Origin of the sequence: Mesorhizobium sp. B1-1-6 (genome assembly GCF_006443035.1) — a bacterium.
GTDB lineage: Bacteria > Pseudomonadota > Alphaproteobacteria > Rhizobiales > Rhizobiaceae > Mesorhizobium.
Genome location: NZ_VFWR01000018.1, coordinates 36101 through 53702, shown reverse-complemented (window position 1 = coordinate 53702; position 17602 = coordinate 36101). Strand labels below are relative to the sequence as shown.

The following is a 17602-nucleotide window of genomic DNA, read 5'->3' as shown; positions in this document are numbered from 1 at the left end:
GGAGCGTCAGCATAGCGCCGGCCGCAGGACGGGACGCGGGACCGACTGTCCCCGTCCGCGGCGGTCCGCATGGTTTGCATTCAGGATATAGAAATGACCGGTATCGTTCGCGCGCATTTCCTGTTCTCGACAATCCCGCCGCTGATCGGCGGCGATCGGATTGGTCGGTACAGGGCGAGTTTGCCTGAAGGAATTGATCCAGTCTCGCGCCCTTCGGCTCTGCTCAGTTGCGTGGCAGCTTGTGAATTTCCAGCCGGACAGGCCCGCCCCTGTCACAACTCGTGCAGAAAAGCGCTCGCTCGACCGAACTGAACAGAGCGCCTTTTCCATAGCGTTGGATCAGCCCGGCAGGCTTTACCGTTGCATGGTGCGAACAGGATCTGCACCAGGCCCGCAACACATGCCATTCGCGAAGATCGCCGAGCGCCACATCGAGGCCCGCGTGAACGCTGCCATCGATGATGGCCTGCGGTGGGATCTTGACCTCGCCTGGTGTCAGGATTTTCTCCATCACATGCCGGCTGTTGTAGTGGATCAGCAACATGCCCGGCCGGCGCCGGATGGCAGCTTGCCAGGCTGCCTGGCTGACCGTTGAATCGGGGGAACGCGAAATGGTTTCCGACAGAGCCTGCTCCTCGCGATCCCAGACCTCGATCCGAAAATTGTCTTCCGCCGTCTTTGCCATAGCTTCGCCGGCCAGCGCGATTGACGCCGAGCCATGGTCCCTTGCTGCTCCAGATCACGCTGAAATAAGGATCATATTCCTCTCCCGTCAAGGGCACGCTTGACTCTTTGTTCTCACTTTGTTCACATGGCTGGATTAGGTCATAGGAGGCGAACGATGGAACTTCGCTTGAACATCGAGGACGCAACACCCCAAGAGCTCGCACGAGGCATCGCCGCAGCCGAAGCAGTGTTTGCACGCGCCGGCATCACAGCTTTGCAAGGAGCTGAAGGGCTGTTTGCGTTGGAAGGGTGGGATATCAAAGGCTTCCCAGAAGACGACAAGCCTACCGAGGACGAGGACCAGGCTGCTTCAGTCTGGATGGAAGCAGACAAGGCTGCGGCAGCGGCTTGTTGTGCGGGCTGGCCGGAGGAAAAAGTCCCGCACCACCAGGTCATGGAACTGATCAACGTTCCCCGCACGAAGCTGCAAGCCGAGGCTATTCCAGACACCTGGCCAGAGCGCAAGCAGCTCTATCCTGACGTCGTCAAGCGGCTGGAGATCACGACCGGCCCAGACCGCCAGATCGATTTCGATATTGCCTTCGTTCTGGGTTGGGTTCCCGAGCGGCCAACGCTGGATCGCGTTGAGCCCCTATCGGAAGAGGGAGACCGAATCCCCTTCTTCACCAGCGACCTTGCCCAGGTTGAAGAGATGGCTCGCAAGGCGCTTAAGGACTGGACAATCGAGATTGACCGGGATCCATGTGACGCCCACGTTTTCGACCCGGCGGCCAGTGATGACGATGATGAGTTGCGCATGGCGGCATGGCGTAATTTCGACGGCTACCTGTATATGGAAAGGCCACCGGCACATCCTGCAATCGCGCTGACGCTGGCCATGATGCGCGGCCAGTCGATGCATTTCGAATAGTGGTCAAACGCAGTCGGGGCTCCCCAACACCTTCGGTCATCGACCGCGACTGGCCTCACCAGGTTGCGCTGCCGGACGACCTCTGCACCGACCGGAACTTCACCACGATCGCAAAGTTCTGCCAGGAACGAGGGTTTAAACACCAGACGCGCCATGTGCAGGCGATATGGCCGAATGGCAAATATGAAACCTATCGGCTCCATTGCTTCAGCGACGCCGCATCTGCAGAGGCCTTTCTGGATCACTTCGAGGGACTGATGTTCGATCCGAGGCGTGATCGGGAGAATGAAAACGTGCGAGGCGTCTGGCGCCGCGCGGGCGAATACCGGCGGGTTCTCGATCTCGGTCCGCTCAGCGTACCAGAGATTCTGCGCAGCTAAGTCACGAGCTTTCGGGGCGAACTGTTTCGACCGAGAGTGAGCCTGCCGGAAGCGGCCGCAAAAGCTCAGCCTCAGGCTTTGTCAGACTGATCCAGGCCGCCCAATTCTCCGGCTGAAGTACCACGACCTGACGATTGTGATATGGCGCGACATCCGGCCCGGGATCGGTCGTCAGCATGGTGAATGTGGGCGGCTTGTTGCCGACAGCCTCACGCCAAAGCCCCGCGATGGCCATGAACGGAGAGCCGTTGAGCGTGAAGCGATGTTTCGCCTTCGGATATTTCGTTCCCGTGAACTCGAAGAACGCGGACGCAGGAACGAGGCAGCGCCTGCTGTTTCCGAATTGCCGTCCCTCGGAACGGAAGTTGAACACAGGCCCGCCTTTTGGTCCGTTCGGCGGAAACCCGAACGTCATCGATGCCAGTTCGATCGTGTCATCAGCGGCCCGCATTATCGGCGCTGGATCGTTGATGCGGACGTCGTCCGCCTGCGGCAAATCGAGTTCGGTCTGGTGGCTGGGGATTTTGAGCGCCAGCGACGCCATCATCCGGCAATATTCAGCCCAGAGTACATGTTGTTCGTAATCGTTGCACATGGGTCCTCCGGCCTGCTCGACCTGTTTACAGTAAGGCCATAGAGGGCGGGATGAAAAGCGGCTCGGCGCTCAACTGAACGGATTCCATTCAACGAGGATGTCTACCTCCTTCGCGGCCTCAACGAACGCCTTGTAGGCGTCGCTGGCCTCGTTGAGCCCATCGAGAACGCCAAGGCAGGCTTTGCGGGCAGCGACATGCTTCTTGCCGGTCGTTGCTGGCCATCGGTTTAGCAAGATGTCCGCTGCCTGGGCTACTCGGTCCCACGGTGGAGACGGTGTTGCTCGAAATGCCGAGCGCCACATGCACAGGTGACATCGCGACGATCGTCGAGCGCCACGGCGGTGAGAGCGCGTGCGTTAATCCATCATCAAGCAGCTGCAGTGCACGTAGTTGGCCGTGGTTCCGAGCAGCTCGACACTGACGAACTTGCGCTCAGACTGGGCGACCTCGACGGCGATCTCGCCCGCGAAGAGGAGAGCCGTCCGGTGTCGGGAAACAGCAGATCAAATAGCCGTCCCGCCGCAAGCCGCTGCCCGATCAACGGCAAGCCATCGGCAGCCGATCGGAAGTATGAAAGCGAGCTTACGTCTATAATATTGCCGAGAGTTGTGGATTGTAGAAAGGAAACGGATTATTTGCCTGGTTGGTGGCGGGTAAATCACGCATCTTTAATGCGTCCGGCAAGATAAGTGGAAAGCTGTATGACCATTTCTCCTGAACAAGACGGGCAAACGGATATCGTGTCGATTGCCGCCGAAATTGTCGCCGCCTACGTGTCGAACAACCCACTGCCGATCGGCGAGTTGCCGAAGCTGATTGGCGATGTTCATTCAGCTTTGCAAGGGCTCGGCAGCCCGTTGACGGAACCTGCGGCCAAGCAGGAGCCGGCAGTATCGGTCAGGAAGTCAGTGACGCCGGATTTCATTATCTGCCTGGAGGATGGGAAGAAATTCAAATCCCTTAAGAGGCACATCGGGGTCCATTACAATCTGACGCCCGACGAGTACCGCCAGAAATGGAGTCTGCCCTCTGACTATCCGATGGTGGCGCCGAACTACGCAGCCACCCGCTCGGCTCTTGCGAAATCGATCGGGCTTGGGCGCAAGGCAGCGACCGCGCCAGTTGCGGCCGAGAAACGAAAACGGACGGCTCGGGTCGCGGCGGCAACGATCCCAACGGCAGCCAAATCATCAGTGAAGAAGGCTAGCAAAGCAGCCGCCAACCGGTAGCGTTCTGCACCATGACGTCATGCGGCGCATGAGTGTCTTGATTGACCGCGGAAATACCCGGTTCAGGCCTTGGTTTGCAGCAGATTCCGTTCTTGGCCGATGACAGTGCGGAATCTCCTGTGGCATAAGGCCAGCCGCCAAACCAACACAACGAAAGGGATGGAAACGATGGCTGTCAATACAATCGATATTGCCGAACGCCTTGCAAACGCGCACGGTCTGTCGAAAACGCAAGCGAAGGCTGTGGTCGAGGATGTGCTGAAAGGCATTTCAGAGAGCGCGGCCAAGGGCGAGGAAATCAGTCTTAACGGGTTCGGCAAGTTCAAGGTGCAGAACAAACCGGCACGTGAGGGGCGCAATCCGTCAACCGGCGCTACAATCAAGATCGCGGCTTCGAAGAAGATCGTCTTCCAGCCGGCAAAGGCACTCAAGGATGCCGTAAACGGCTGATGGCCGCATGAACGGTGATGCACCCTGGCTGGTCGCGAAGATGCTCCGATTTTGGGGGCAGGCTAAGATGATTTCTCGATAACTTCTTACCGCTGCGTTTCCCAACGCCAGGGAATCGAGGTCTGCGGCCCGCGCCAATGGCGCTGGCGAAAAATCTCGCGCTGAGTTTTGTCGCTTTGCGTCTTCTTGCCTTGCCGGACGCCGCAGGTTCTTGGGTCCGCGTCATGGCGGGAAGCGATCTCGTTCCGGCGAGAAGCTGCTTGGCGGTTTGCGCCATGGGCCGCCTTTTCAAGGTGGATAACTGTCCAAGCGTCTTGGCTGGGTGCTTCCGGCGCGCCGTCGAGGATTACGTCTTGGTCAAGCGCGTACGGCCGGCGTTCACTCCGTCGCTACCTCGAGAGCGACCGCGTTGCCAACCTGCCCGCCATTTCGTGGGTGCGTGGCCTGCGCCCACGGCTGCTTCACGGCATTGACGGTGAGCGAGGCGTAAAGCGCGAACAGCGTCAGTGGTCGAATGAGGCGAACGCCTCACAGCACGCTCGTAGTCGGCCCGCACGGCCGCGTTACGCTCCAGCCAGAACGCTGAGCCTGTCCAGCGCGGGTGCAAGACCTTTCAACGACACGGGCAGGACGACGTCTTTCTGATCGGCGCTTTTGACCTTGATCTTCAGCGCTGAGCCCGCGCGCAATGCGGCTACCGTCCCTTCATCGAGGCTAAGCGGCACGACGCAGCCGGCCGGCAGGCAGGTGGAGAAGCGCAATGGCTGGAGCGGCTGGCCGTCGTCTATCTGCAATGTGGCGCCGGCGTCGAGCTGAAGTCCAAACGGAAGCACGAGGCTGCCGGCGAGTGTCGCATCGCTGTTGCGCTTGAGCTCGACAGCCATCACCCGCTGTCCGTTCTGCTGGGTTTGCTGCTGCGAGACAGCGCACGCGATTGGGGGTGCGCTGCTCTGACAGGTGAGGTTCAGTCCTGGTAGCTCTCCTGGAGCGAGGTGGCCCCACCCGGAAGGCCGCTCTTCTCCTGAGCAAATGCCGAGATGGCAAAACCCATGACGAGCAGCGCGGTGGCAACCAGCAGGAGGCTTCTGCCCCAGTTCTTACGGGTCATATCTTCATCCATTCCTATTAGGCCCGGCGCACTCGACCCCGGGCTCATTGTCTCTGTCAGCCGGCAGCCTGCCGACTTACCACTTGACGCTCAGCCCGAGCTTCGCGCCGATGGAGCGGCTGTCGCCGAACTCCTTCAGGCTCGACTTGGCGAAGGCTTCGCCGAAGACGGTGTAGCGATCGTCGGCCCAGGAGAGCGATCCGCCGAGACCGACGCCGGCCCATAGCGGCTGATCGTGCTCGTGAAGCGACGTGCCCGAGACGTCGACATCGTTGCCGTCGAGGAAGTCGTAATAGAGGTTGGCGATCCCGTAGAGGTGCGAGCGGCTGACCTTGCCCTGAGCACCCGTCCAGGCATCCTCGTAGTCGAGCGACAGCCCGGCCCGGCCGATGAGCGCTTCGCTCTTGTCGAGCGACACCGCTGCGCCGAACGGATCGGTGAAGCTGTCGAAGCGCACCGAGGAGTAGGAAAGCTGGGCCTGCGGCGTCAGCGTCCATTTGCCACCGAGCGCGAACTTCTGGCCGGCTTCGAGGCTCAAAGCATAACCGAAGCCGTTATTGCCCTTGGCGAGCTCGCTGCCCAGCGTGGCGGACTTCAGGTCGCTGTCATACCACGTCACCTGCGCCTGGCCATCGGTGTAGAAGCCGTTATCGCCATACCAGGTCAGCGTGCCGGCAAAGCCGTAGCCTTTGGCATTGATGGAGCCGACGCCATAGATGGACGAGATGTCCGACGAGGCCGTGCCGTAATGGAAAGAGACACCGCCGAGCAGGATGCCGGTGGAATCCTCGTAGAGGAGCCCGTCGACCCCCGTCTCCAGCTTCCATGTCGTAACGTCGTAGTCCGAGACCGTTGTGGCGCTCTCGGGGCTCTGCCTTGTGTGGGCGCCCTCGACGCGGGCCCAGATCGCGTTCTGCGTTGGAACGCTGCCGATCTCGTCGGCGCCCTGTGCGGCACCTGTCCAGGAGCGGTTGCCGAGGCGCTGCTGCAGGGTGCCGAGTTCATTGAGACTCTGCAGCACTGCCGGATAGGCCTCATAGATCGGCACGGCCGGCGAATAGAGCGGGTTCGGCGATCCATTGATCAGCGCCGAACGTAGATACCAGTCACCGTCCGTCGGCGTGCTCACGCCGTTCTTGTAGAGGCGGTAGGCATAGGCACCGCTGACCACGGCCTGGTCGCCCTGGAAGACATAGTCGCCGGCCAGCGAGAAGGTGCCGGCCGAGCTCCCGTCGACATCGACGATCTTGATACCCTCGACGGTCGGGGCCCCTGCCCCACCGACATTGGCGACCGCGAGAACGCCGGTGCCGGAAGTGCTGCCATGGATGACGACCTTGTCGGTGGTCGAAGCATCGCCATCGAGCGCGGCATTGAGGAAGATGGTCCCGCCATTGCCGGTATAATTGCCATTGACGGTCAGCGTCGTGCCAGGTGCAGTGCCCAACCGCACCGAGCCCGCATTGCCGAGCGAGGCCACGGTCTGATTGAAGCCGCCTAGATCCAGCGTTGCTCCGGAGGCGACCGTGTATGCCGATGCGGCGCCAAGCGCATCAACAGCACCCGCCGCCAAGGTTCCTTGCTGGACAGAGGTCGGACCGGCGAAGGCGGAGCCCCCCGAGGCCAGCACAAGGGTTCCGTCGCCGGCTTTGGTGAAGGCGCCCGAACCTGTCAGCGCGCCGTTGAGCGTCAAGGTCGTGGCGGCCGCGGTGGAGACGGTGCCGGAGCTCATCACATTGACCGCACGCGCGGTCGCGAAACTGTCCGTCGTGCGCAGCGTGCCGCCATCGAAGCTGAGCCCGCCGGCGGCCGCGCCCAGATTGGCGTCGGCCGACACCTGCAGCGTGCCGCCATTGATCGCGGTGCCGCCGGTGTAGGTGTTGGTGCCGGTCAGAACCAGCGTGCCGCGGTCGGACTTGACCAGCTGCGCGTCGCCCGAAAGAACCGAGGCGATCGTGGCCGTCATGCCGGCGCCAGCCGCCGTGCCATCACCGACGACGATGCTGCTGGACGGTCCGGTAAGCGCGATGCCATCGCCCTGGACAATATAACCGCCGGTCATGAACTGCATGCCGGAGACCGTCACCTGGCCCAAGCCATCGTCCACGGTCACCGTGCCGGCCTGGCCGGCAAAGATGGCGAACGAAGCGTCGGCGAAGGGGGCATTGATGGTGCCGGTCTCGTTGGCCCAGTTGTCATTGCCGGCAGAGGTCTGCCAGACGCCGTCGCCGCCATTGATCACGCCGTTGTTCTTCGGCCCGGCATTGCCGTCCCAGTAGTTGAAGGTGAGGCCCTGCGTGTTGACGAGGTTCACCTGGTGATCGATCGAGGTCTGGATCGAATAGCCAGTTGACGGGATCGTGCCGACGGCGAGGCCGTTGTTGGTCAGCGTGCCGTCATAGCTGAAGACGCGGTAGACGCCTGGTCCGAAGGTGCCGCCTGCGCTCGCGGTGACGTTGAGCGTGCCGTCGAGAACCAGATTGCCGCCGACCGTCGTCAGGTCGTTGAGAGCTCCGCCGACGACGTCAGCCTGTCCAAAGGAATAGTTGAGAACCGAGCCGCTGGAAAGATTGAGGTTGCCGGCGATCGCCAACGTGCCCGGCGTGCCGTCGGCCGATCCGGGCGACAGGGTTGCGCCGTCGGCGACAGTCACGTCGCCGCCGATCGAGCCCTTGCCGCCAATCGTCGCGCCGCTGGCAACCGACACAAGGCCGGTCGCCGCGCTGTTGTCGCCATCGACATAGAGGCCACCCGCGCCCACCGTGGTTGGCCCCGCATAGCTGTTGGAGCCGGTCAGGATGAGTGCTCCGGCGCCCGTCTTGTTGAAGCCGCCTGCGCCGCTGATCGCGCCCGAAAGGATGAGGTCCGCATCGGTCTGGACAGTGCCGCTACCTGCATTGAGAGTGACGTCGCGCGCCGAGGTGAAGGCGGCGGTGGTCTTCAACGTTGCGCCATCGTCCAGGCTCAATCCGCCGGCGGCGGCGCCAAGATTGGCATCGGCCGAAACCTGCAGCGTGCCGCCCTTGACGGCCGTGCCGCCGGTGTAGCTGTTGGTGCCGGCAAGCACCAGCGTGCCAAGGTCGGTCTTCGCCAACTGGGTGGCGCCGGTGAGGTTGGCAGCGATGGTTGCCGTGTAGGCGGCGCCGGGCAGCGTGCCATCGCCGACGCGGATGGTCGACTGCGGTCCGAGCAACTGGATATCCTGCCCCTGGACCACATAGCCGCTGGTGGCGAACTGCATGCCCGCGGCCTGGACCTGGCCATTGGTGTTGTCGACGCTGACCGTACCGGCGGCGCCGGCAAAGATCGCGAAGCTGCCATTCGAGAAAGCAGCGTTCAGGTTGCCGTCCGAACCGGTCCAGTTGTCGTCTCCGGCGGCGCGCCAGGTGCCGTCTTCTCCGTTGACGACGTCATTGCTCTTGGGGCCGGCGTCGCCATCCCAGAAATTGAGTGTCTGGCCGCTGATGTCGACAAGATTGACCTGGCCAGCGATCGACGTTTGCACGATGTGGTTGGGCGATGTCGTGTTCAGTCCATCGTCGGCAAGCGTTCCGTCATAGCTGATGACGCGATAGATGCCCGGGCCAAAATTGCCGCCGGGTGCTTCCGTGACATTGATCGTGCCGTCGAGCGTCAAGTCGCCATGCACGACGGTGAGGTCGTTGTAGGCGCCGCCGACGACGCCAGCCTGGCCGAACGAATAGTCGAGGTTCGAGCCGTCTGCGAGGTTAAGACCGCCGTTGATGGTAAGTGTGCCGGGGGTGCTGCCATTATCACCGGGGGCCAGCCTGCCGCCGGCATCAACGAAGACATCGCCACCGATGGTGCCCCTACCGCCTAGCGTGCCGTCATTGACGTCGGTCACTCCGATCGCAGCGCTCTGATCGCCGTTGATGTAGAGCGCGCCACCGCCTGTGATCAGCGTCTCACCGGCATAGCTGTTGTCGGCCGTGAGCACGGTGGTCCCCGTTCCGGTCTGGGTGACGCTGCCGCTGCCGGAGATCAATCCGCCAAAGGTATAAAGGTTGGACCGGTTGAAGGCCAACTGACCATTGTCGACCACATCGCCCAGGATGGAGCCGGTCGTGCCTCCGGTGCCAAGTGTCAACTGCCCGCTCGCAATGGTCGTGCCGCCGGTATAGGTGTTGTCGGCGCCGAGGAACAGCGTACCGGGCCCGGTCTTGGTCAGCGCACCTGCACCGTCGACGGTTCCCTCCCACTGCAGCGCTGTGTCAGTCTGGAATGTGCCGCCGCCCGCAGCGAGCGTCGCATCGCGTCCCGTTACAATGCTGGACACGCTCTGGCGGAGGGTACCGCCGTCGAAGGTGACCTTGCCGCTTGCGTTGCCAAGATTGGCGTCGGCGATGATTTGGACCGTGCCGTCATTGATGAACGTGCCACCCTGATAGGTGTTGGTGCCGGTCAGGACGAGCGTGCCGCCGCCCTCCTTGGTCAGGGCGCCAACGCCGCCGACCGTGTTGCCTAGAAACCAGCTGGTCACACTGTCGGTATCGAAAGTGCCGCCGCCGGCGTTGAGTGTCACGGTGCGCGCGGAAGTGCTATCGGCCGTGGTGTGCAGCCTGCCGCCGTCAAGCGAAAGACCTGCGGCAAAGTTGCCGAGCCTGCCGTCGGCGTCGACCTGCACCGTGCCGCCATTGATGGCGGTGTCGCCGGTGTAGGTGTTGGCGCCCGCCAGCACCAGCGTGCCCGCGTCGGTCTTGACCAGTTGCCCGACCCCGGTGAGGTTCGAGGCAATGGTCGCCGTATAACCCGCGCTCGCCGCCGAGCCGTCGCCGACGCGAATGATCGATTGCGCATTGACCAGCGCGGTGTCCCCGCCTTGCACCAAGTAGCCATTGGTCGCGAACTGCATGCCGGCAACGCCGACCTGGCCATTGGTGTTGTCGACCGTCACGGTGCCCGCGGTGCCCTGGAAGATGGCGAAGCTGCCATTGGCGAAAGGCGCCGCGAAAACTCCGGTGCTATCGGTCCAGTTCTGGTCGCCGGCGGCGCGCCAGGTGCCGTTGCCGCCATTAACGGCGCCGTTCGAATGCGGGCCGGCATCGCCGTCCCAATAGCTCAATTGAAGCCCGGCCGAATTGATCAGGTTGACCTGGTTGGCGACGGACGTCTGCACGGAATAGTTGGGATCGGTGATGTCAAGCCCGTTGTCTGTCAGGGAGCCATTGTAGTTGATGACCCGGTAGACGCCGGGGCCGAAAGTGCCGCCGGCGCTTTGAGTAACGTTCAGCGTGCCGTCGAGCGTCAGGTTGCCGCCGACATTGATGAGATCGTTGAGCGGGCCGCCGGGCACATTCGCCTGGCCGAAATTGATGTTGAGGTTGGAGTTACCGAGCGCCAGATTGCCGTTGATGGTGAGCGTACCGGGCGCGTTGCCCGCATCGCCGGGGCTCAGCGTGCCGCCATCGGCGACGGTGACGCTGCCGCCGATGATGCCGGTGCCACCCAGAGTGCCGCCCGTCGCGACGTTCGCCGGTCCGGTCGCACCGGACTGGTTGCCGTCGATCAGCAGCGTACCGGCAGTGACGTTGGTGGCGCCGGAATATGTGTTGGCGCCGGTCAGCGTCGTTGTGCCGGTGCCGAGCTTGTTGACCGAGCCCGTGCCGGAGATGATGCCGGCGAACGCATAATCGCTGTTCATGTTGAAAGCGAGCGTGCCATTGTTGGCGACGGTTGGCGTAGCCAGCGCACCGGCGGTCGCGCCATTGCCGACCTGCAGCGAGCCTGCCGCGATGGTCGTGCCGGCGGTATAACTGTGCGCCCCAATAAGTGTCAGCGTCGCAGTGCCCTGCTTGTCCAGGCTCTCGAACCCGCTGATGCCCGCGGCCTGCACTGTGCGATTTGCCGTGTTGACGACGCGAAACGTGTCGCCCGCGCCCGTCTCGCCACCGGTGCCGCCGTTGATCGTTCCAGTGATAACGGCTCCGTCGTTGAGCACGAACGTGTCGTTGCCGGCGCCGAGGTTGAGCGCTCCGGCGCCGGTGTTCAAGGTCCCCGTCAGATTGACGGCGTCACTTCCGTCCCCAAGATCGCCATTGCCAAGCAGTGTTCCGCCAGCGGCGATGTTGATCGTGCTCGCTCCGGCGTCGCCGGTAATTGCGGTGGGAGTAGCGCCGGCCGCCTGAACGACGCCGTTGGCGTTCAACGTCGAGCCGGCATTCATAGCAAGCGTTGGCGTGGTCAATGTTTTCCCAGCATCAACCTGCAGCGTCCCGCCATTCACGGTGGTTCCGCCGCCGCTCGTCAGGTTGCTGGCAAGCTCCAGCGTACCGGCATCGACCCGCGTTGTGCCGCCTATGCTGCTATCGATCGCAGAGGTCAGCCTTGTCGTGCCCGCGCCGATCTGCGCGATGTTGCCGGCACCGCTCAGATTGCCCGCGAAATTGAACGTATCACCGCGGTTGAACGACAACGTCGAGGTCGAGTTGACGACGATGACGTTGCCGGTCCCTGCATTGCCCGACGTCCCGCCATTTCCGATCATCAGGTTGCCGTCATTGATGACGGTGTTGCCCGAATAGCTGCTGTTGCCGGTCAAAACCCAGGTGCCAGAGTCGTTCTTCGCAAGTTGGGTCGTGCCGCCAGGACCATCGATGATGGTCCCACCCATGGTGTTGAGGCCGGTGTTGGTGCCGCCAAGCGCCAGCGTGCGATTGCCGCTGCCATTGTAGGCCGCCGAGCCGGTATTGCTGAAGACGACGGCGCCGGTGCCGGAAGACTCGATGAAGCTGACGCCGGTCTGCAAAGTGAAGAGCCGGTCGGTCGTGTCGCCGCCGCCGGTGTAGCGCAGCGTCGATCCGCTGCCGATGACGAGATTGGAAGCCGCACTCGATGATTGGCCGATCGAACTGGCTTGGCCGCCATTGGCGAGCTTGTCGACGGCAAGCACGCCACCGCTGATCGTCGTCGCTCCCGTATAGGTGCTCGCCGCGTTCTTCAACACCCATGTGCCGGTGCCGGTCTTTGTCAACGCGGTGGCGCCGCTCGGGGGATTGTCTATGCGGGCCGAAAGCGCGTTGTTGGCCGTATTGGTGCCGGAGAGCGTCAGCGTGCGATTGCCGGGACCAGCGAGCACAGCCGCGGCAGTGCTGGTGAAATTGATCGCGCCGGCGCCCGAGGCGTCGAGTGTTCCGCCGCTGGCGCCAAGTGTGAACTGCCGGTCGGTGCTGCCGCCGGTGCCGATATATTGCAGCACCCCGCCGTTGAGCACGAGCTTGTCGGGCGTCGAAGCCGAAGAACCGATCGAGCTGTTGCTGCCGCCATTGGCAAGGCTCGTCACGGCGAGGACGCCGCCATTGATGACGGTCGAACCTGTATAGCTGCTGGTGCCGGAGAGCGTCTGTGTCTGGGTGCCGGTGCCGTTCTTCACCAGCCCGCCCGAGCCGCTGATGGCGCCGCTGAAATCTTGGTTGAGCCCGCCGCTCACCCCGCTGCTGATGGTGAGCGTTGCGGAGCCAAGCGTGACGCTGCCGGCTCCAGCGAGGCTGGCGACCGTATTGCTCAGATTCGCAAGGTCCAGCGTGGCGCCCGTGTTCACCGTCATTCCGCCGGTGCCAAAAGCGCTGTTGGATCCGGCCCGCAACGTTCCGGCCGAGACATTCGTCCCGCCCCCGTAGGTGTTGTTGCCGGAGAGCACGAGCGTGCCTGCGCCACTTTTTGCGACGCCGCCAGTTGCTCCTGTGACCTGACCGGTAAACGTCAGCGTTGTCGCGGCGTTCTGCACGCCGATTGCACCAGTCACCGATCCCGGCATCGAGAAGCCGCGATCGGTTGTCACGGTGGCGCCCGTGTAATTCAGCGTTCCGTTGATGAGGACGAGGTTGGTCGAGGCGCTGCTCGATGCCCCAATGTCGCTGGGCGCCAGGCCGTTGGCAAGACAGTCGACGTTGAGCGTGCTGCCGCTCTGGATCGTCGTGGGCCCCTGATAGTTGTTGCCGCAGCCGCTGAAGGTCTGGTTGCTCGGTTGGCCGAAGATGCCGATGTTGACGCCGCTCGTACCGCTGATGGCTCCCGAAAAACTGCCGACGCCATTCGTCGTCAGCGCGGCGCCGCCCAGTTGCACATTGCCTGTCCCGCTGAGCCCACCCACAGTGTTGGCCCGGCCCGCGAGATCCAGGGTTCCGCCGGAGTTCACGGTCATGAGACCAGTGCCGAACGCGCCGGTCGACCCCGCACGCAGCGTGCCCGCGCTCACAACGGTCCCGCCAGTATAATTGTTCGCGCCTGACAGCACCAAGGTGCCCGCGCCATTTTTGGTCAGGGCGCCTGCGCCTGTTGCTACGCCGCTGAGTGTCAGCGTCGTGGCGCTTGGGGCAACGTCGATGGCGCCCCCGCCTGCGCCCAGGGTAAATCCGCGGTTGCTCCCCGCAGTCCCTCCGATGTATTCCAGTTCGCCCCCACCTTGCAGCACCAGGTTCGACGAGGCGTTCGAAGACGCACCGATGCTGCTGTTTACGCCCCCATCAGCCAGCGTGCTGACAGCCAGCGTGCCCTGGCTCACGGTGGTCACGCCTGTGTAGTTGCTGCTGGCGTTCGACAACGTCAGGGTGCCGGCGCCTATTTTGGTGAGCCCGGCATTGTCCGGACTTGTGACCACACCCGAGAATTGCAGGTTGGCCGTCGCTTGGGTGACGTCGATCGTGCCCGCAGTGACGGCGCCGTTGGTGGCAAGCGTGAAGCCGCGATCACTCGATGTCGAGTTCCCGGTGTAGCTGAGTGTGCTCCCCTGCAGCACAAGATTGGAGGATGCATTGCTGGAAGCGCCGATCGCGCTTGCCGTCCCGCCATTCGCGATCGTGTTGACGGACAGCACGCCCCCGCTCACGACGGTGGCGCCGCTATAGGTATTTGCACCGGCGAGGATGACGCCGCCGGTGCCCGCCTTGGTAAACCCTGTTGTGCCGCCGCTGGCGTCAACGATGGTCGAGGAGATCCTGAAACCGCCTGGGCTGTTCTGCAGGATGGCGAGCGCGCCGCCGCCTGCGGGTCCGGTCAGTTTGCCGCCGGTGATATTCTGCGCGGTGTTGCCCACAGAAGCGGACACGATGATGGTGCCGTCGATGCCGAGCGTGTTGGCACTGCCGATCGTCACTGTGGAATTCGCAGCCGCGGTGTATTTAAGGCCGCCGAGATGTATGTCGCTTGCGACCGTGCCGAAGTAAGGTGTGTTCGCCGCTCCGGCCGTGTCGCTGACGACATCGCCCGTCAGCCAGCTGCCGGCGTCATCCTTGGTCGCATAGCTGGTACGGGCAATGACGTTCCCGGAAGCATCGACCTGTGCGTAGTCCGTGGTTATGCCGCTGGTCACCGTGGCCCAGCCGCCCAGGACGGTGGCGGGTGTGGTCGTGATGTTGCCGGTTGTGGGCAGGACGAAGTTGACCAGGCCACCGGAGCGGTTGATCGCGCCGAGATTAATGTTGACGTTGCCCGATCCCGCAATGGTGTTGCTGGCCGCGGTGATGTTGGTCGCCGCGAAGCTTTGCGTCTGGCCTGCCGAGCCGGTCACTGCGAGCGTTCCGCCCGCCATGTTCAGCGTGGAGGCGCTGGAAATGATGTTGCTCGCCGGCGCCCCGCCCGCCGTGAAGTTCAAGGCCAGCGTACCGCCGCCGATATTGGTGGGGCCGCTATAGGAATTGGCTCCGGTCAGCGTCAGCGTGCCGGCGCCGAGTTTGGTCAGGCTGCCGCCGCTACCGGTTACGCTTCCAGCGAACGTCGTGCTGCCGGACGCTGGATTGATTGTGAGATTGCCGCTGCCGAGGGCGACGGTTCCGCCCGATCCAGCCAGGCTGGTGGCCGTCAGGTTGAAATTGTTGAGATCGAGCGTGCCGCCATTGACGGTGACCGTCGTGGTCGTGCCGAAGGCCGAGGCGCTGCCGGCGCGCAACGTGCCGCCATTCACAGTAATGCCGCCTGTCCGGGTGTTGGCGCCGGAGAGTAGCCACGTCCCGGGGCCGCTGCTGGCAAGATTGCCTGAGCCGGAGATCACGCCGGAGAAAGTGTTGGGGCCGCCAAGATAGGCGCCTCCAAAGGTCAGGGTCGAATTGGCGTTGAGCGCGGCCGCGCCACTCAGTGCCAGCGCCCCCGTGCCATCATTGCTGACGGTTCCGTTGGCATTGGACAAGACCGTCCAGGTGCGGTTGCTTGAGGCACCGGCGCCAGCGTAGCTCAGAATGCCGCCATTATCCAAAGTCACATTGGCTCCGGCGCCAAGCGAGCTGTTTGAACCGGCATTCGCCAGGACGCCAGCCTTTACGGTGACGGCGCCGATCGAGACCCCCGCGTTAAAGCTGCTGGTGTCGCCAAGCGTTATGGTGCGCGCATTGCTGCTGCCTGAAAAATTGACCGACCCGACCGTGCCGCTGATCTGCCCCAGGAGTTGCAGATCGGCGGACATCGCCGAGAAGCCCACGCCAGTGCCCGCCGGGCCATTGACGGCAATATTTCCTCGCAGCGTCAGGGTCCCGCTTCCGTTGTTCTGGAAGATCAGGTTGCCGCCGGCAGTGGGCAATTGCCAGTCGCGATTGGAATCGCTTCCCGTGCCGGTGTACGAGAACGTGCCGGTGGCGCCGAATTGGCGCTGGATGATGATCGTTCCGCTGGAACCTGTACCGGCCCCGAGCGCGCTCGCTTGGCCGAGATTGCCAACCGAGCTGAAACCTATGACATCGTTGGTGCCGATCTGGACTATGGTCTGGCCGGTGTAGTCGTTGGCATTGTTGGTCAGCGATGTCCGGGCAGCAGTGAGACCACCCGCGCCGGTGTAGCGGGTCGATGCAGCGCCAGCACCTGAGACGGTGGTTTGACCGCCAGCGCCAAGCGTGACCACGTGGCCTGCGCCGAGAGCGCCGTTGATCGTCAGTTGCGTGCCGGCGGCCGTGAAGATGCCATTGCCGGCATTGCCGAGGGCCGCGTTGTTGGCAACGGTAAGAGCGCCGCTGTTGAGGTTGATGTTGGCCGTATACGTGCCGGAACCGGCAAGGGTCAGCGCACCGGCATTGACGTTGAGGTCGCCCGTAAAGCTGTTCGCGCCGCCCAGTGTCAAGGTACCGCTACCCACCTTCGTCAGGCCCGCGTTGCCGGCGATGATCGAGTTGATGGCGGCGGCGCCGGTGACGACCGAAACGGTCGGCGCTGCACCAGTGAGCGTCAGCGTGCCGCCAGCGATCGTATAGCCGCCGGTGTTGAAGATCAGGCTGCCTGCCCCAATCGATCCGCCGATCGTCACCGTTCCGGCAGTGCCGTCGAAAATGGCATTGTCGCCCCCGGCGTTGTTCCAGGCGTCCATCGGACCCGACACGCCGTTGCTGCTCTCATTCCAGAACAGAGAGGAAGTGTTCCAGGCACCTGCGCCGCCGAGCCCGACTCCGGTGCCGTTCACGTCCCAATACCGGTCCGCCGCCCCGGCTGGACTAGCGGCAAATCCGGCGAGGAGCACTGCAGCCAACAGGCGGCCGGACGAGAATTTCTCGACCGCTGAAACACGCTGAGTGAGATTGGGCGCGAAGCTCGCCGCCTCGCCCTTCCACTTGGTCATGCGGCCACCGCGCAGAAGCTGCATTTCGCGACGGTGCGCCATAGAGACCTGCGGCTCTTGCGCCTGGGAGCGAGACTTCATGGAATTGGTTCGCGTGCTCATTGAGTCTACCTAACCGGCGCCGGAAGCACGCTAGCCGCAGCCGCCGGCCTGCCTCCGCCATTGCAAATTCGAAGCTGTATGCTGTCGGAAGGCGCTCGATCTGGGAGGTTGGTGCCGGAGAGCAAACGGCGCACGACGCTCGTCACCGTCCGTTGCCCCCCGCATGGATGAATACGCCGCAACGTATCATCATCGCCTCCCCAGATTCGCTTAGACCGCATAATGAAAGGATATGCTCGAGAATCAATGACCTGTTCGGCAGATGCAAGCTGACACGTGACATTGTGGCGAATGCGCCACAGTCTATGCTCAACAAAAGCTGAATAGGCGCGCTCGAATACGGATTTTCGCTTTTATATTAGTGTGCGCGAATATTATGCGCCTAGAATTCTCTGTTTGGAAGCCGAGCCTGGGGACGGTTACCGCCGCAACAACGGAGAGAATGCGCGGTCGAAGCTGGATCCGGCAACAGCGGCTTGCCGACGCCCAACAGCTCAGGGAACAAATCGCCCAGCTGGAAACTGAGTTACTTACCCGTCGAGGACCCGCCAAGCCAAGAAGGCTCATCGAACTCGGCTATCACATC

General features: G+C 63.0%; 10 protein-coding genes. 4 read left to right on the top strand and 6 right to left on the bottom strand.

Translation table 11 applies throughout. The annotated features are described in order from the left end of the window. Positions 1 to 223: 223 nt before the first annotated feature. Positions 224 to 685, bottom strand: coding sequence for a hypothetical protein (locus FJ979_RS27990; RefSeq protein WP_140562149.1), 462 nt, complete (start codon positions 683 to 685; stop codon positions 224 to 226). Positions 686 to 841: 156 nt separating this feature from the next. On the opposite strand from FJ979_RS27990, the gene FJ979_RS27985 reads away from it, so the two are divergent. Next, a complete protein-coding gene (locus FJ979_RS27985) occupies positions 842 to 1597 on the top strand; it encodes a hypothetical protein (RefSeq protein ID WP_140562151.1) in 756 nt (251 codons plus the stop codon). After that, a complete protein-coding gene (locus FJ979_RS27980) occupies positions 1597 to 1977 on the top strand; it encodes a hypothetical protein (RefSeq protein ID WP_140562153.1) in 381 nt (126 codons plus the stop codon). The genes FJ979_RS27985 and FJ979_RS27980 overlap by 1 nt, the downstream gene beginning before the upstream one ends. 1 nt (position 1978) lies before the next feature. On the opposite strand, the gene FJ979_RS27975 is transcribed toward FJ979_RS27980, so the two are convergent. Next, positions 1979 to 2572 (bottom strand): SOS response-associated peptidase, encoded by a 594-nt coding sequence (locus tag FJ979_RS27975; RefSeq protein ID WP_140562155.1) that lies wholly within the window; start codon positions 2570 to 2572, stop codon positions 1979 to 1981. 69 nt (positions 2573 to 2641) lie between these two features. After that, positions 2642 to 2875: a DUF982 domain-containing protein gene (locus tag FJ979_RS27970; RefSeq protein WP_246678487.1), complete on the bottom strand. Its 234-nt coding sequence runs from the start codon at positions 2873 to 2875 to the stop codon at positions 2642 to 2644. 399 nt (positions 2876 to 3274) lie between these two features. On the opposite strand from FJ979_RS27970, the gene FJ979_RS27965 reads away from it, so the two are divergent. Both FJ979_RS27965 and FJ979_RS27960 read left to right on the top strand, forming a co-directional pair. Then, entirely contained in the window at positions 3275 to 3802 is a 528-nt protein-coding gene (locus tag FJ979_RS27965) for a MucR family transcriptional regulator (protein ID WP_140562157.1), read from the top strand. Between the two features lie 168 nt (positions 3803 to 3970). Next, positions 3971 to 4252 (top strand): HU family DNA-binding protein, encoded by a 282-nt coding sequence (locus FJ979_RS27960; RefSeq protein ID WP_140562159.1) that lies wholly within the window; start codon positions 3971 to 3973, stop codon positions 4250 to 4252. A 563-nt stretch (positions 4253 to 4815) separates the two neighbouring features. On the opposite strand, the gene FJ979_RS27955 is transcribed toward FJ979_RS27960, so the two are convergent. The 3 genes from FJ979_RS27955 to FJ979_RS27950 form a co-directional block, all read right to left on the bottom strand. After that, positions 4816 to 5220, bottom strand: a complete 405-nt coding sequence (locus FJ979_RS27955; protein WP_281406011.1) for an invasion associated locus B family protein — start codon at positions 5218 to 5220, stop codon at positions 4816 to 4818. Continuing rightward, positions 5217 to 5360 carry a hypothetical protein gene (locus tag FJ979_RS33200; protein WP_246678488.1) on the bottom strand — a complete coding sequence of 48 codons (144 nt, stop codon included), beginning with the start codon at positions 5358 to 5360 and terminating at the stop codon, positions 5217 to 5219. Before FJ979_RS33200 ends, FJ979_RS27955 begins: the two co-directional genes overlap by 4 nt. Positions 5361 to 5436: 76 nt before the next feature. Beyond that, positions 5437 to 17016 carry an autotransporter-associated beta strand repeat-containing protein gene (locus FJ979_RS27950; protein ID WP_140562163.1) on the bottom strand — a complete coding sequence of 3860 codons (11580 nt, stop codon included), beginning with the start codon at positions 17014 to 17016 and terminating at the stop codon, positions 5437 to 5439. Positions 17017 to 17602: the final 586 nt, after the last annotated feature.

Excerpts from the sequence above, each read along its gene's own strand:
- FJ979_RS27975 (WP_140562155.1), bottom strand. The coding sequence starts at position 2,572 with ATGTGCAACGATTACGAACAACATGTACTCTGGGCTGAATATTGCCGG.
- FJ979_RS27970 (WP_246678487.1), bottom strand. The coding sequence starts at position 2,875 with ATGTGGCGCTCGGCATTTCGAGCAACACCGTCTCCACCGTGGGACCGA.
- FJ979_RS27990 (WP_140562149.1), bottom strand. The coding sequence starts at position 685 with ATGGCAAAGACGGCGGAAGACAATTTTCGGATCGAGGTCTGGGATCGC.
- FJ979_RS27985 (WP_140562151.1), top strand. The coding sequence starts at position 842 with ATGGAACTTCGCTTGAACATCGAGGACGCAACACCCCAAGAGCTCGCA.
- FJ979_RS27960 (WP_140562159.1), top strand. The coding sequence starts at position 3,971 with ATGGCTGTCAATACAATCGATATTGCCGAACGCCTTGCAAACGCGCAC.
- FJ979_RS27950 (WP_140562163.1), bottom strand. The coding sequence starts at position 17,016 with ATGAGCACGCGAACCAATTCCATGAAGTCTCGCTCCCAGGCGCAAGAG.
- FJ979_RS27965 (WP_140562157.1), top strand. The coding sequence starts at position 3,275 with ATGACCATTTCTCCTGAACAAGACGGGCAAACGGATATCGTGTCGATT.
- FJ979_RS33200 (WP_246678488.1), bottom strand. The coding sequence starts at position 5,360 with ATGACCCGTAAGAACTGGGGCAGAAGCCTCCTGCTGGTTGCCACCGCG.